Annotated in this window: 13 protein-coding genes; 3 read left to right on the top strand and 10 right to left on the bottom strand. The window is 60.4% G+C overall.

What is annotated here, in order from left to right; all coding sequences use genetic code 11:
- Positions 1–43 precede the first annotated feature (43 nt).
- Positions 44–1,645, bottom strand: coding sequence for a sodium-dependent transporter (locus tag ACQK2Q_RS00540; protein WP_425407805.1), 1,602 nt, complete (start codon positions 1,643–1,645; stop codon positions 44–46).
- A 166-nt stretch (positions 1,646–1,811) separates the two neighbouring features.
- Here ACQK2Q_RS00540 and ACQK2Q_RS00535 point away from each other — a divergent pair, with 166 nt between their 5' ends.
- On the top strand, positions 1,812–2,180 hold the full coding sequence (locus tag ACQK2Q_RS00535) for an Hpt domain-containing protein (RefSeq protein WP_425407804.1): 369 nt from the start codon (positions 1,812–1,814) through the stop codon (positions 2,178–2,180).
- 4 nt (positions 2,181–2,184) lie between these two features.
- Here the strand turns inward: ACQK2Q_RS00535 and rodA are convergent, their stop codons facing one another.
- The 6 genes from rodA to ACQK2Q_RS00505 all read right to left on the bottom strand — a co-directional run bounded on the left by rodA (position 2,185) and on the right by ACQK2Q_RS00505 (position 8,869).
- Positions 2,185–3,333 carry a rod shape-determining protein RodA gene (rodA, locus tag ACQK2Q_RS00530; RefSeq protein ID WP_425407803.1) on the bottom strand — a complete coding sequence of 383 codons (1,149 nt, stop codon included), beginning with the start codon at positions 3,331–3,333 and terminating at the stop codon, positions 2,185–2,187.
- A 3-nt stretch (positions 3,334–3,336) separates the two neighbouring features.
- Entirely contained in the window at positions 3,337–5,280 is a 1,944-nt protein-coding gene (gene mrdA / locus ACQK2Q_RS00525; RefSeq protein WP_425407802.1) for a penicillin-binding protein 2, read from the bottom strand.
- A 3-nt stretch (positions 5,281–5,283) separates the two neighbouring features.
- A complete protein-coding gene (locus ACQK2Q_RS00520) occupies positions 5,284–5,796 on the bottom strand; it encodes a hypothetical protein (protein ID WP_425407801.1) in 513 nt (170 codons plus the stop codon).
- Between the two features lie 5 nt (positions 5,797–5,801).
- Complete coding sequence (gene mreC, locus ACQK2Q_RS00515; protein WP_425407800.1) at positions 5,802–6,770, bottom strand: rod shape-determining protein MreC; 969 nt, start codon at positions 6,768–6,770, stop codon at positions 5,802–5,804.
- 111 nt (positions 6,771–6,881) lie between these two features.
- A complete protein-coding gene (locus tag ACQK2Q_RS00510; RefSeq protein WP_425407799.1) occupies positions 6,882–7,922 on the bottom strand; it encodes a rod shape-determining protein in 1,041 nt (346 codons plus the stop codon).
- A gap of 176 nt (positions 7,923–8,098) precedes the next feature.
- Positions 8,099–8,869 carry a TVP38/TMEM64 family protein gene (locus ACQK2Q_RS00505; protein ID WP_425407798.1) on the bottom strand — a complete coding sequence of 257 codons (771 nt, stop codon included), beginning with the start codon at positions 8,867–8,869 and terminating at the stop codon, positions 8,099–8,101.
- A gap of 325 nt (positions 8,870–9,194) precedes the next feature.
- Here ACQK2Q_RS00505 and ACQK2Q_RS00500 point away from each other — a divergent pair, with 325 nt between their 5' ends.
- Entirely contained in the window at positions 9,195–9,902 is a 708-nt protein-coding gene (locus ACQK2Q_RS00500) for a lysozyme (protein WP_425407797.1), read from the top strand.
- A gap of 14 nt (positions 9,903–9,916) precedes the next feature.
- On the opposite strand, the gene ACQK2Q_RS00495 is transcribed toward ACQK2Q_RS00500, so the two are convergent.
- Positions 9,917–10,369, bottom strand: a complete 453-nt coding sequence (locus tag ACQK2Q_RS00495) for a YybH family protein (RefSeq protein ID WP_425407796.1) — start codon at positions 10,367–10,369, stop codon at positions 9,917–9,919.
- A 74-nt stretch (positions 10,370–10,443) separates the two neighbouring features.
- Positions 10,444–11,352: a tRNA (adenosine(37)-N6)-dimethylallyltransferase MiaA gene (gene miaA / locus ACQK2Q_RS00490; RefSeq protein WP_425407795.1), complete on the bottom strand. Its 909-nt coding sequence runs from the start codon at positions 11,350–11,352 to the stop codon at positions 10,444–10,446.
- An 18-nt stretch (positions 11,353–11,370) separates the two neighbouring features.
- On the opposite strand from miaA, the gene serB reads away from it, so the two are divergent.
- Entirely contained in the window at positions 11,371–12,255 is an 885-nt protein-coding gene (gene serB / locus ACQK2Q_RS00485) for a phosphoserine phosphatase SerB (RefSeq protein WP_425407794.1), read from the top strand.
- A 17-nt stretch (positions 12,256–12,272) separates the two neighbouring features.
- On the opposite strand, the gene ACQK2Q_RS00480 is transcribed toward serB, so the two are convergent.
- Positions 12,273–13,658, bottom strand: a complete 1,386-nt coding sequence (locus ACQK2Q_RS00480; RefSeq protein ID WP_425407793.1) for a Do family serine endopeptidase — start codon at positions 13,656–13,658, stop codon at positions 12,273–12,275.
- Between the last annotated feature and the right edge of the window lie 68 nt (positions 13,659–13,726).

Genomic DNA, 13,726 nt, shown 5'->3' with positions numbered 1-13,726 from the left:
GCCGGGCTTACGCAAGCCCGGCGTTTTTGCATCAAGTATAATTCTACTGTGCTGTTGCAGAACCGCACTCAGCCGCCAATCCAACCTGATCTTCGCTTGCGGTATTGCTCGCTACGGCCTCGATTGCAGCTGTGCACGCTGCAGCTTCCGCCCGCGCTGCTAACCACGGTGAGATAATGGTCGAATAAACGATCACAATGAATATGCCGGTCGTGCAGACATAGCGCACCAGGAACCGCCAGCGTTTGAACCAGATTTCAGACTTGAAACCGATGGCTTCGCGTGCGGTCGATGTGGAGACGACCCATCCCGCGAAGACGGCGGTAATGAAACCGGCTATGGGCAGGATGAGATCCGTGGTGGCGCTGAGGAAATCGAGCAGCACCATGCCTTTGAACAGCGCGATGTCGCCGAGCGGCTGCCACGTATTCCAGAAACTCGTCTGGTCCTCGCCGTTCGGACCGACTTGCGGCACCTGGCTCAACGCATTCAAAACGCCGATTGCAAAAGCGATTAGCCCTAGGATGCTGACGGAAACAACACGCTGATTACTCTTCGTTTGTTCGTCGAGCCATTTTGTCGAAGTTTCCAGAAGCGCAATCGACGATGTGATCGCTGCGAAAAAGGCCAGCACAAAGAACATGAGGCCGAAAAGGCCGCCCACAGGCATGCCGTGGAATGCAAGCGGCAGGGTCTGGAACATCAATGTCGGACCGGCGCCGGCTGCGAGCCCCATGGCGAACACAATCGGGAAGATCGCAAGACCCGCCACGATGCCGACGCCCGTATCGGCGATCGCCACAAGGCGCGCCGAACGCGGCAAGTCCTGATCGTCGCGCATATAAGCGCCGTAAGTCGCCATCAGCGCCGAGCCGAGACCGATGGAGAAGAACGCCTGCCCGAGCGCGGCGGAAACGACCGAGCCGTTTTGCACGCCGGTCCATAAATCCTCGAACCGGACGCCAAGCAGAAAATCAACGCCCTGCGCCGCATCGCCTTCAATCAACGCGAATATGAACAACACAATAAGCAAGACGAAGAACGCCGGCATGAGCAACGTCACCGCCGTCTCGATGCCGCCCTTGACGCCGCGCATGACGATGCCGACCGTCACCAGCATGAAGATCGCGTGATAGATGATCATCCGTACCGGATCGTTCAGCAATTCGCCGAGCTTGGCGCTCACCTGTTCGGCCGACTGCCCGGCGAATGCGCCTGCGGTCAGCCCGCCGACGCCGTCGCGCCCGATGGAGGCGAAAAGATCCCCGCCGATCATCACCACATAGGCCAGCACCCATCCGGCGATCACCGAATAGAATGTCAGAATGATGAAGGCCCCGATCATCCCGAACCAGGACTGCAGCGACCAGAGCGGGGAGCGCCCTTCGGATTTCGCAATTTTGACAACGCTGCCGACAGCGGACATGCCGCCCCGCCGGCCGATGAATAATTCCGAGACCAGCACCGGCAGGCCGATCAGCAAAACGCAGATAATGTAGAAGACGACGAACGCTCCGCCGCCGTTTTCGCCGGCCACATAAGGAAAGCGCCAGAGATTGCCCAATCCGACAGCCGAGCCGACGGCGGCCATGATAAAAGCGGCCTTGGAGGACCAGTGTGCGGATTCGCCAGCCGTGCCTTGCATAATTGATTTCCCCTTAACAACGCGCCGGGAAGGCCCCGGCTGATTTTCTGCATTTTAGACAATTTTTTACGTTTATTAGCAAATATTGCTAATTGGAGCCTGCGTAAAGCTACGCGGGATTTGGCGCTGCGCCGCGCCCTACGGCTTTCAGAAGGGGACGGGAACATTGACGGAACCGCTAAGAGAGCAGTCAGTTCACTTGCAGGTGGAACAGGTTGATGGGCTGGTCGCCGCCGCAGGCGTAGACGGCGCAATGGCGATTCTAGAAGCGTTTCAGCGTTCAACTACGGATCTTCTGGCGAGCATGCAGTCCGATCTGGCGCAAAATGCATTGAGCGAAGCCTCACGAACGGCGCACGCCATCAAAGGCTCCGCCGCCAATGTCGGGGCCGAAGCACTGGCGAAGGCGGCGTGCGATATCGAAACCGCCTGCCGGGAGAACGATTTTGCGACGGCGGGCGCGCGATTTGAGGATCTCAATGCGCTCTACGGCGCATTTTGCGCCGCCTACAAAGACCATCTCGAGCGATTTTAAGGCCTTAAAGCGAATCGCCTGACCGGTACATGTCCTGATCGCGATGGACATGCGCGCTCATGGCGATGCCGAAACCGCCCATAATCGTCAGCATCACGGTGCCGCCATAGGAGACCAGCGGCAACGGCACGCCCACCACCGGCGCAAGCCCCATGACCATGCCGGTGTTGATGAGAACATAGAGAGTGAACGTCGCCACGACGCCGGTGGTCGCAAGGCGCGCAAAATGGGTTTTCGACGCCATGGCGATGGAAAGACCGGTCACGATCACGGCGAGATAAACGAGCAGGAGCCCCAAGGCGCCCACAAACCCGAACTCCTCGCCGAACACAGTGAAAATAAAGTCCGTCTGCATCTCCGGCAGAAACTTCAGCTGCGCCTGCGTTCCCTCCATGAAGCCTTTGCCGGTCAGGCCCCCGGAACCGATGCCGGTCTTTGACTGCAGCAGATGATAGCCCTGCCCCAGCGGATCGCGCTCGGGATCGAGGAAGGTCGTTATCCGCCTCAACTGGTATTCCTTGAGAATGTCGAAACGATAGGCGCCGTAGGCGGCCGCGACGCCGCCGAGAAGCCCCGCAAAACCGATGCGCCAGGAAAGCCCCGCCACAAAAACGATAATCGCGCCCGTAGCACCGAGCAGCAGCGCCGTGCCGAGATCGGGCTGGATGAAAATCAGCGCGACCGGCGCGCCGATCATCAGGGCCGGCGGGATGAGATACAATAAATGCGAGACCTGTTCAGCACGCAAACCATGATAATAACGCGCCAGCCCCAGGACGAGGCCAATTTTCATCGCCTCGGAGGGCTGAAACTGGAGACCGCCCAATTCGATCCAGCGCCGCGCGCCCATATTGATTTCGCCGATAAAAGGCACGGCGAGAAGCGCCAGCAGCGCCGCGAAATACACCGGATAGGCAAGCGCCATCCAGTATCGGATCGGTATCATCGCCGCGCCGACCAGAACGCCCAGCGCCAGCACAAACCGGATCGCGTGTTTCATCGCCCAGGGCTGCCAGTTGCCTTCCGCTACGGAGTAAAGCGTGATGACGCCGGCGCCGGCGATAATCGTCAGCAGAATGATTAATGGCCAGTGCAGCCGCGAGAGCTTGTCTCTGACGCCGCGCCGTTTGCCGGGAAGGATGATCGACGACATCGCCTAGCCTTCCCGCGGGCCGGGTGCGCGCGCCAGCGAGCGCGGATCGAGCGCCTGTTTCGACGCCGGGTCTTTTTCCGCGACGGCTTTCATGATCTCGCGCGCTTTCGGCCCGGCCATGCGCGAGCCGCCAATGCCATGCTCGACAACAACCGCGCAGGCGTAGCGCGGATTTTCATATGGCATGTAAGAAACGAAGAGCGCATGGTCGCGGCGCGCCCAGGGCAAGTCTTCCGGCTCTGCCAGCCCCCTGGCGCGATCTTCCGCCGTGATCTGATAAACCTGGCTGGTGCCGGTTTTACCCGCCATCTGCCATTCCGGGTCTTCAATGCGGGAACGCGCGGCCGTGCCGTATTCATTTGTCACCGCATTCATCCCCTCACGGACGACTTTCAAATGATTGTGATCGACGTCCAGCAAGGGCGCTTCAGGCGCCGGAGGAATTATATCGCCGACGGCGCGCACGAGCCGCGGCCGCACCGCGCGGCCCGTCGCGATCCGCGACGACATCACGGCCAGTTGCAACGGCGTTGAGGTCACATAACCCTGCCCGATAATGCATGAAAGCGTTTCACCCTGAAACCAGGTCTGGTTTTCAGGATTGCCGGCGAAATACTGGCGTTTCCAGTCGCGGTCCGGCACGACGCCCTTTTGCTGGCCTGAAATGCCGAGTTCGTATGTCTGGCCGAGGCCGAAATCGCGCGCCGTTTCGGCCAGAAGATCAATATCGAGCGTCTTGGCGATTTCGTAATAATAGACGTCGCAGGAATGTTTCAGCGACCCCTTCATATCGACCGTGCCGTGGCCGCCGCGTTTCCAGCAATGGAAATAACGATTGCCGTACCACATGCGGCCCGGACAATATGCGGTCTGCGAGGGCCGCACGCCGGCGCGCTGCGCGGCGATCGCCGAAATCAGCTTGAACGTCGACCCGGGCGGGTAAACCCCGGACAGCGGCTTGTTCAACAGCGGCTTATAGGGACTTTGATTGAGATCGCGCCATAACCCCGGATCAATGCCGACATTGAAGTCGTTCGGATTGAACGCCGGCGTCGACGCCAGCACCAGAACGTCGCCGGTCACGACATCCATGACGACGGCGGCGGCGCTTTGCACAGGCGGCTCGATGCCTTCTGCGGGTTCGGCCAGCACTTTCATGGCGTGCGCCTGCAATTCGGCGTCGATCGTAAGGGCGAGCGTTCTGCCCTGGGACGGCGGCACGGCGGAGTCTTCAAGCTCCTCAATCACACGGCCATGGGCGTTGATTTTCACGTTCATGGCGCCAGCCGCGCCGCGCAACTCGCTTTCATAGGTGCGCTCAAGCCCCTCGCGGCCTACCTTGAAACCGGGTTGGCGCAACAGCAGCCGTTGTTCATCCGTTTCCTGCGAAGACAGATCGTTTTCAGTGACCGCGCCCACATACCCGATCACGAAAGCGGAATCCTCGCCAAACGGATAGTCTCGGGTCTCGCCAACGTCAGGCAAAACACCGCCGAGATGGGGCAGCTGGAAATTGATTTTCGAAAACTCTTCCCAGGACAGATTGTCGGCGACCTGTATCGGCGTAAACGCGCCCCTGCGGCGGATTTCCCGCATGATGCGCGCGCGCTTTTCATCGCTCACCGGCGTGATCCTGGAAATCTTGTCGAGCGCCGCGTCGACATCGCGCGCCTGTTCCGGAATCAGCAATATGCGAAAATTTTTCCGGTTGGACGCGAGCGGCGCCCCGAAACGGTCGACGATCTCTCCGCGCAGAGGCGTCAGCACGCGCCGGTTAAACTGATTTTCCTGCGCGAGATCGAGATATTTCTGATGGTCGGAAATCTGTAACTGATAAAGCCGGCCGGCGATCCCCGCGAATAATAGACCGACGCCGCCGCCGAACAGCACCGTGCGGCGCGACACCGTTTCCTGGCGTTCCGGATCGTGCGTGTTGAAACTGACCATCGCTTACGCCTCCACCAGAACGCGCCGGTGGAACTCGCCGAAAACGGCGCCGAACAGCGGATAGATCAATACGGTTGCTAAAAGCTGCAGGGCCAGTGCGGTCACCGGCAGCAATACGCCTGACATCAAACTCATCACAAGCCATAGAATAAGCCCTGCGCCCGCCGAGGCCAAGGCAAATCCGATCCAGACGACCTTTTGTTCGCGCCCCAGAAAATAGGCGCGCTGCGAAAGCACCACAAATTGCGTCACAAGGTAAACGGCGGACCAGAGCCCCAGCGGGCCGCCGGTTAATAGATCCTGTAAAAGCCCGATCAGGAAGACGCTGACAGAGGGCATATAGTCTGGTCCATAAACGGACCAGAAAAACACGATCACGAGCGGAATGATGGGGGTCGGCACCGTCCCCTCGAAAAGCCGGATGGGCGCGGCCAGCATCAATACGCCCAGAAACCCGAGAATTGTCGGCGCCATGGCCCGCATCAGCCGCAGTAAATTTTCCGCGCGATAGCCCATTCCGGTCAGCCTTCCGCCGGCGTTTGCGGCGCGCCGTCTTCGACGTCCGCTCCGCCTGGGCCGTCCGCCCCGCCGGCGCCGTCCGCTACAGGCGCTTGCCCGTCGCTATCTACGTCGCTATCCACCGGATCGATTTCGGGGAAGGCGTAATTGATCACCCGCACCATGCGCGTACGCGCATAATTCGCATAAAGATCAATAATGATATCGCCGCGTTCTTCGCCGCGCACGACGCCGACGGGCAGCCCGCGCGGCAAGGCGCCGCCGGCGCCGGACGTCAGAACGCGCTGGCCGGGCGCGGCTTCTGTTTCCTCGGCGCTGGCGGTAAAGCTGATCGCCGGGTTTTCACGCGTATTGCCGACGAGAATCCCTTCCACATCGGCGCCTTCCACGTAAACCGGCACGCGGCTTTGAATGTCGGTAAGCAGGAGGACGCGCGATGCGCCGCCGCCCGCCTCGACGATCCGTCCGATGAGGCCGTTCGCGTCAACGACGGCCTGGCCGACTTCCACATTGTTGGCGCGGCCCGCATTGACGATCATCGATCGTGCAAAGGCGTCGTTCGCTTCGCCGATGACATAGGCGCTGATGGGTTGCGCTTCCGGCGGCGCGCGATAGCCCTGTAGCGCTTCATAGCTCGCCACGACTTCCCGCAGCTCAAGCGCTTCCGCCATCCATTGGCGCAACTCCGCGTTTTCTTCACGCAGCGCCTTGTTCTGTTCCATGACGCTGAAATAATCGCCGACGGAACCCACGGCGTTATTGAACGCGCCGATCGGACCGGCGAACAATGTCAGCACGGGTGAAGCGGCGTCCATGACGCCCTCGCGGGCTTTTTTGAAGACTGAGGCCTGCGCGGAATAAAGGCTCGACAACAAGAGCAGCACGGAGACGAGCATCAACAGGATCAGATTGAACCGGGAATGCGCTTTACGCCCCAGCCCTTCGCGACGATCCTGTCCTAAAAATTCCATACTCCACGAAGTAAAACCGTTGGCGCGCCGCGTCCAGATCGTCAAGCGCGTTTATTTAAAGCCAGTCTTTCGGGCGGCGTCGGCGCCCCGAATCTCACGATAATACAAGGGTTATATGGCGGAGGACAGGACGCCCCGCATGGCCTTGGTGTTTTCGAGCGCCGCACCGGTGCCGAGCGCGACACAGGACAGGGGATCGTCCGCCACGGAAACCGGCAGGCCGGTTTCGTCGCGCAGCACCTGATCGAGGTTTTTCAAAAGCGCCCCGCCCCCGGTCAGCATGATGCCCGTATCGACAATATCGGCTGCAAGTTCCGGCGGCGTCGCTTCAAGCGCCACCTTGACCGCTTCGATGATCGAACTGACGGGCTCGGCCAGCGCTTCGGCCACCTGCGCCTCGCCGATGCGGACTTCTTTCGGCACGCCGTGCATCAGATCGCGACCCTTGATCTGAATCGTGGTGCCTGAGCCTTCTGTCGGGATCATGGCCGAGCCAACTTCCTTCTTGATGCGCTCCGCCGAGGCTTCGCCGATCAGCAAATTATACATGCGGCGGATATAGCCGACGATGGCGTCGTCCATCTTGTCGCCGCCAACGCGAACGGATCGCGAATAAACGATGCCGCCGAGAGACAGCACCGCAACTTCCGTCGTGCCGCCGCCTATATCAACGACCATTGAGCCGGTCGGATCGGTCACCGGCAGGCCCGCGCCGATGGCGGCGGCCATGGGTTCCTCGATCAGTTCGACCTTGCGCGCGCCGGCGGACAATGCGGATTCCTGAATGGCGCGGCGCTCAACGGCGGTTGCGCCTGAAGGCACGCAAACAACGATGCGCGGGCTCGCGAATGAACGGCGATTGTGAACCTTGCGAATAAAATGTTTTATCATCGCTTCAGCGACTTCGAAATCGGCGATCACCCCGTCGCGCATGGGGCGGATGGCTTCGATCTCGCCCGGCGTACGGCCCAGCATTTCCTTGGCTTCGTTGCCGACAGCGCGCACCAGCTTTCGCCCGCCGCGGGTTTCAATGGCGACGACAGACGGCTCGTTCAAAACGATGCCGCGGCCTTTGACATAAACAAGCGTATTGGCCGTGCCGAGATCGATGGCCATATCCGCAGAAAGCATACCGAACAATGTCGAAAGCATTTTCGCTTTTCCCTATACCGTGAGTACCGAAATTCGTTGTCGGTTTTATCCTTAATGGGTTCCTAAATCGTCAACAAATACAGATTTTGCGCGGCTTTTGCGCGCGTCTGACGATTTTCGCGTTTACCCCTTATCAAGATTCTCGGGTCAGCCGGCGCATCAAACGGGACGCGCCGCTATATTTCTCCCCGCTCCCGGCGGCGCATGCCGCGATATATCCAGCGCACCAGCAGCAGGAAGGCAAGCCAGGCGATGATAATCGCCGCAATCAGGGCGATATCGCGAGGCTCGCGGCTGGTGAAAAATTCGACAACCCCGCCCATGCCCTGGCGGACCACATCCGCGTCATGGGTGACCGCCATCAGCGACGCGACGACGGCGATTTTCGGAATGATGCCGATTCCGGTGCCGGTCCAGTATTTCCACAAGGGGATATGCGCAGCGCCCGCCGCAGCGTTGACGACGATAAACGGGGCCGAAGGCACGACGCGCACCAGCGCGCTGGCCAGTATGCCGTGCCGGCCTATGAAATTGATCGTGCGCTGCACCCGCTCGCCGCCGAAGCGCAGTACCCAGCGCCCTCCAAGAAAATGGCCGAGAGCAAATGTCAATGTCGCGCTGGCCATGGTGGCGGCCCAGGAATAAATCGCGCCGTCCTTTGGGCCAAAGACGATGACTGTCGCCGTGATCAACAGGATTTGCGGAAAACCCGTCAGCGCCAGAAATGAGAAAATGGAGATCACGCCGAGGATCGCAAAGGGTGAATCCGACGCCTGCGCGAGCATGGCGCTCAACTGTCCTTCGCTTTCAAGCTGAAACCATTGCTGACCATAAGCCAGCATCAAGATCACAAACGCCAGAAGCGCTACAGACACGGCCAAAGACGTAATCGCCTTGGCGTCCATGCTCGTCAAAAAGCGCCCAAGCCGGCGCACAAACTCAAACATACCCTCTCGCGGTTCCGCCTGTGCAAGCTGAACCGGGCGCCCGCCGCTTTCCCGAAGCACCAGACGAAACCGGCGCGCTGGAACAAACCCGCCCAGCGCCGACTTACTTTTTTTGGACCGAAATCTTGCGCCCCCGCCGGCCCGCCCTTGCCCAGTTCATTACCGCCGTGATGAACCAATGGCAATCACCCGTTAAAAAATCGCCCGTTTCATGCGGCTTTTCAGGCCGATTTGCACAAGCCCTCCAAAACGGACACGATACGTTTCATGTGGAATACCGGGCCACCTGGGGAGGCGCCCGGCGGGGTATTTTCGGGGTTACAGCATGCGATTTCAGCTGATCGTCTGGATCATTATTTTTGTGCTCGGCGTGCTTGTGGGCGACCGCTACGGCGCGCCGGGTTTTGTCTCAAACCTGGCCAAGCCGGCGTTTCAGTCCGTAGAGGGATTTTTTGGCGCTCTGGATGAGCCGATCCCCGATGCGCGCAACGGCGAGCCTGAAAGTCCGGCGCAGACGGAAACGACAAGCAACGAGGCGCAAACGCCGCCGGCGGTATTCGCGCCTTCCGGCGCGCTTACGGAGAATGCGGACCTGCGGATTAACGACGCCGGTTTGCAGATTATCAAGGATAGTGAAGGGATGCGGTTAGACGCCTATAATGCAGGCGGGCAATGGTATATCGGCTATGGCCATACGCGCACGGCGCGCGAGGGCATGACGATTACCGAAGAAGACGCAGATCGTCTGCTGCGCGAGGATGTACGCGCTTCCGAAGCTACCGTACGTAATATGGTCGGCGTCCCAATGAATGAAAACCAGTTTTCCGCCATGGTCTCGCTCGCCTATAATCTCGGCGCCGGCGGCTTTTCACGCACAACCGTCCTTGAACGGATTAACGAGGGCGACTATCAGGGCGCGGCGGATGGTTTTCTCATCCACGACCGGGTGCGCGTCGACGGCGAGTTGCAGTCCGCAGCGCATCTGACCGAGCGGCGAAAAAAAGAACGCACGCTCTTTCTGACGCCTGCCTGATTATTCCGGCGCGATTACTCCGGGGATGGACCGGAATTGCCGATATCGGCGACGAATTTCCAACCGCCGGATTCCTTGCGCCAGATGGAGACATATTTGCCGTAGCCGACATTTTCGCCTTCCGCCGCCGCATCGGTGTTCGCCGTAAAGATATAGCGCCCCCATGTGAAGCCGAAATCACCGCCGGGCGCGGCCATCCCTTCCTGCGGAAACCACTCGAGGTTCGCGCCGTCAGGCCAGGTAGAAAAACGCTCCACCAGCGCCTCGCGTCCCTGATAGGCGTCGCCGCCTTCGGGAAACATCCAGACATCCTCGGCGGCGTATTGCGCGAACGCCGCGGGCACGCTTTCGTCCTGCGCCATTTTCGCAAAGGCCGTGTCTGCGGCGAGCATCTCTTCGACCGCGCCCGCAAACGCAGGCGATGCGGCCGCCAGATATAAACCCAGTCCTGCAAAAGCTTTCTTCATGACGCGCTCCCTGAAATGATCCGGCAGCATAAATTCGCATCGCAGCCAAGACACGCAAAAAGCGGCGAAGCGTTCTAAATGGCCGACAAGATCGCCTCGACCGCCGCCTCCTGCGTCGCCGCGCGCGGCCAGTCCGGCGTCTGATTGCGAAACCAGGTAAGCTGGCGCTTGGCGAAACGGCGCGTTGCCTGTTGCAGCGCCGCCAGCGTATTCTCTTCGCCCGCCTCCCCGGCGAGAAGTGCGGCGATTTCCGCAACGCCGAGCGCTTTCATGACCGGCAAGCCGGGATCGAGACCGCGCGCCATGAGCGTTCGCACTTCATCGACAGCCCCGCCGCGCATCATGGCTGCAGCACGCAGTTCTGTCTGACGGTAAAGCGCATCACGCGGCGGCTCGATCACGATGCGCGCAGCAATATCGCCGATGAGGGGCTCACGCGGCAAGTTTTGAAATTCTGAAAGCGGCTTGCCCGTCGCCTCAAAGACCTCCCAGGCACGCACAAGCCGTTGCGCGTCGCCTTCGGGGAGGTTCTCCATAGCCGGGTCGCGAGCGATCACTTCTTTGCGGAAGGCCGCCGCGCCCAGTTCGCGGCGGCGCGCTACGCCGGCGGCGCGCCAAGCCGGCGCAATCTCCGGGATGGGCGACAGCCCTTCTTCGAGCGCACGGAAATAAAGCCCCGTCCCGCCCACGATTACCGCCGCATGACCGCGGCTGTGAATGTCCGCAACCGCCGCCGCCGCACATGCAGCCCAGCGGCCTGCCGAACACCGCCCGGCGCCGTCCATAAACCCGTATAAATGATGCGGGACTGCACGCTCATCACCGGGCGACGGCCGCGCCGTCAAAATTCGCAAATCCGCATAGACCTGCATGGCGTCGGCGTTGATGATTTCACCGCCCGCTTTTTCCGCCAGCGCCAGCGCCGCTCCCGACTTGCCGGAGGCCGTGGGCCCTGCGATAAGGATAACCTTGCCGCCGCTCATGAGGTCGTCCGTACCCGTATGACTTATATACTTTCCATTGTCGCCAATCCTGAAAAACCGGCGATTGACTCATCGCTTCTCGACCGGCTGGCGGATATCGTCAAGGGCTCTGGCGTGCGTGAACTGGCGGCCGGGGCCGCCTATGACATGGGCGTCGCGGAACCGCCTGAAAAAGAAGCCTTTAACAACGCCGCGGATCTCGCCCGCCAGGCGGGGTTCGATTTTAACATCACGCCCGCCGACGCGCGTCGAAAAAAGCTGCTGATCGCCGATATGGATTCAACAATAATCGAGCAGGAATGCATCGACGAGCTGGCGGAATACGCCGGCAAGCGTGAAGAAATTTCGGAGATTACCGACCGGGCCATGCGCGGCGAGCTTGATTTCGAGGCGGCGCTGAAAGAGCGCGTCGCCATGCTGAAAGGGCTTTCGGCGGATGTTTTGGCGGAAACCTTCGAAAAACGCATTACGCTGACGCCCGGCGCGCGCACGCTTGTCCAGACCATGAACGAGGCGGGCGCGGTTACAGCGCTCGTCTCCGGCGGCTTTACGTTTTTTACGTCTCTCGTGGCGGAGCATACAGGCTTTCAATCAACGCAAGGCAATGAACTGCTGATCGAGGATAATGTGCTGACCGGCATGGTTCGCGAACCCATTCTCGGCCGGGCAGCGAAAGAAGACGCGCTTGTGCGCATCGCCGCTGAAAACGAAATAGACCTTCGGCATACAATGGCTGTGGGCGACGGCGCCAATGATTTGTCGATGCTGGGCCGCGCCGGGCTCGGCGTCGCCTTTCACGCCAAATCGGCGGTCGCCAAAGCGGCTCATGCGCGCATCAACCACGGCGATTTAACGGCGCTATTATACCTTCAGGGTATTCCGCAGTCGGAATTTATCGATTAGCAGGCCAGGCGGACACATCAGGGCCGCAGCGATTCATAAAACAAAAGATCGCCGCGCTGCACGTAAATCTGCACCGGTCCGCTATTCAGGTTTCTCAGCTTGCTGAGCTTGTCGACGGCCGCGTTGGGGCGCGTCACGCGCTCCCAGCCGATTTCAAGGATGACGTCGCCCGGCTGCAACACGATCGCCGCCGTGCTTTCCGGATCGACAGCCGTCACTACAACGCCCTGTACATTCACGGGCAGACCAAACGACTGGCGCAATTCTTCAGTCGGTTCCTGCAGCGTCAAACCGGAGCCTTGGGCCGCCGAAGCGGGCAATACGCCGCCCGGATTGGCCGCCAGCATGCGCGATTCGCGCCTGTCGACGCGAACTCTCACCGTGACGCGCCGATTGTCGCGAAGCACCGTCATGGGCACGGTGGCGCCGATGGGCGTATCCGCCACCGCGCGGGTCAGATCGCGCACGCTGTCAATTTCACGGCGATTGAATTCCATGATGACGTCATTCGGCATCAGACCAGCGTCGGACGCCGGGCTGTTGGGGCGCACCACCGTTACAACGGCGCCTTTGGGCAATCTTAAATTCAGCGTCGAGGCAAGTTCAGGCGTTACGTCATCAATTGAAACGCCTAGCCAGCCGCGCCGCGTTTCGCCAAATTCCAGCAGCTGGGTAATCACTGTTTCAGCCAGATCCGCGGGAACAGCGAAGCCGACGCCGACAGAACCGCCGGTCTGGGAATAAATAGCGGTGTTCACGCCCACCACCTTGCCCTGCAGATCGAACAGGGGACCACCGGAATTACCGCGATTGATCGCAGCGTCCGTCTGGATAAAGTCATCATACTGACCGGAATTGATATCGCGGTTGCGCGCTGAAACAATCCCGACCGTCACCGTGCCGCCGAGACCGAACGGATTGCCGATGGCGACGACCCAGTCGCCAACCCGCGCGCTGTCGGAGTCGCCGAAACTGACGGATGGAAAACGCGTACCGGCGCCGTCGAGCTGCAGGACGGCCAGGTCCGTTTCGCGGTCGCGCCCGCGCACAGTCGCGGCGAATTCGCGCCCGTCATGCAGCGTCACCGTGATGTCGTCGGCGTTGTCGATGACATGATTATTGGTGACCACGATACCCGATGAATCGATGATAAATCCCGAACCGAGCGAAACCGCCGGCGTATTGAATTTGCGTTGCAGCGGCGAGAGCTCCCGCCCGCCATTGTTGCGGCGCTGGGCGGAAGAGATATTCACGACGGCCGGCGTCAGGCTTTCAGCAAGATCTGCGAAACTCTCCGGCGCGCCGCGCGCCTCGGCCGGCGAAACGCCCGATTGCGCGAACACAAGCACGCCGGCGACAAACGCGCCCGCAAGAAGGTTTCTCAAAACACCGCTACGAGCCATAACCGCCCCTATTCTTTCCCCGATACGAAAACCTAGACGCCATAGGTTAACCCAAAGCCGACCTTCGG

Source organism: Hyphococcus sp., assembly GCF_965228385.1.
Classification (GTDB): domain Bacteria; phylum Pseudomonadota; class Alphaproteobacteria; order Caulobacterales; family Parvularculaceae; genus Hyphococcus.
This window is presented reverse-complemented; position numbering and strand designations above follow the sequence as displayed.

Coding starts and splice junctions, on each gene's coding strand:
- ACQK2Q_RS00540 (WP_425407805.1), bottom strand. CDS start 1,645: ATGCAAGGCACGGCTGGCGAATCCGCACACTGGTCCTCCAAGGCCGCT.
- rodA (WP_425407803.1), bottom strand. CDS start 3,333: ATGTCGTCGATCATCCTTCCCGGCAAACGGCGCGGCGTCAGAGACAAG.
- mrdA (WP_425407802.1), bottom strand. CDS start 5,280: ATGGTCAGTTTCAACACGCACGATCCGGAACGCCAGGAAACGGTGTCG.
- ACQK2Q_RS00520 (WP_425407801.1), bottom strand. CDS start 5,796: ATGGGCTATCGCGCGGAAAATTTACTGCGGCTGATGCGGGCCATGGCG.
- mreC (WP_425407800.1), bottom strand. CDS start 6,770: ATGGAATTTTTAGGACAGGATCGTCGCGAAGGGCTGGGGCGTAAAGCG.
- ACQK2Q_RS00510 (WP_425407799.1), bottom strand. CDS start 7,922: ATGCTTTCGACATTGTTCGGTATGCTTTCTGCGGATATGGCCATCGAT.
- ACQK2Q_RS00505 (WP_425407798.1), bottom strand. CDS start 8,869: ATGTTTGAGTTTGTGCGCCGGCTTGGGCGCTTTTTGACGAGCATGGAC.
- ACQK2Q_RS00500 (WP_425407797.1), top strand. CDS start 9,195: ATGCGATTTCAGCTGATCGTCTGGATCATTATTTTTGTGCTCGGCGTG.
- ACQK2Q_RS00495 (WP_425407796.1), bottom strand. CDS start 10,369: ATGAAGAAAGCTTTTGCAGGACTGGGTTTATATCTGGCGGCCGCATCG.
- miaA (WP_425407795.1), bottom strand. CDS start 11,352: ATGAGCGGCGGCAAGGTTATCCTTATCGCAGGGCCCACGGCCTCCGGC.
- serB (WP_425407794.1), top strand. CDS start 11,371: ATGACTTATATACTTTCCATTGTCGCCAATCCTGAAAAACCGGCGATT.
- ACQK2Q_RS00480 (WP_425407793.1), bottom strand. CDS start 13,658: ATGGCTCGTAGCGGTGTTTTGAGAAACCTTCTTGCGGGCGCGTTTGTC.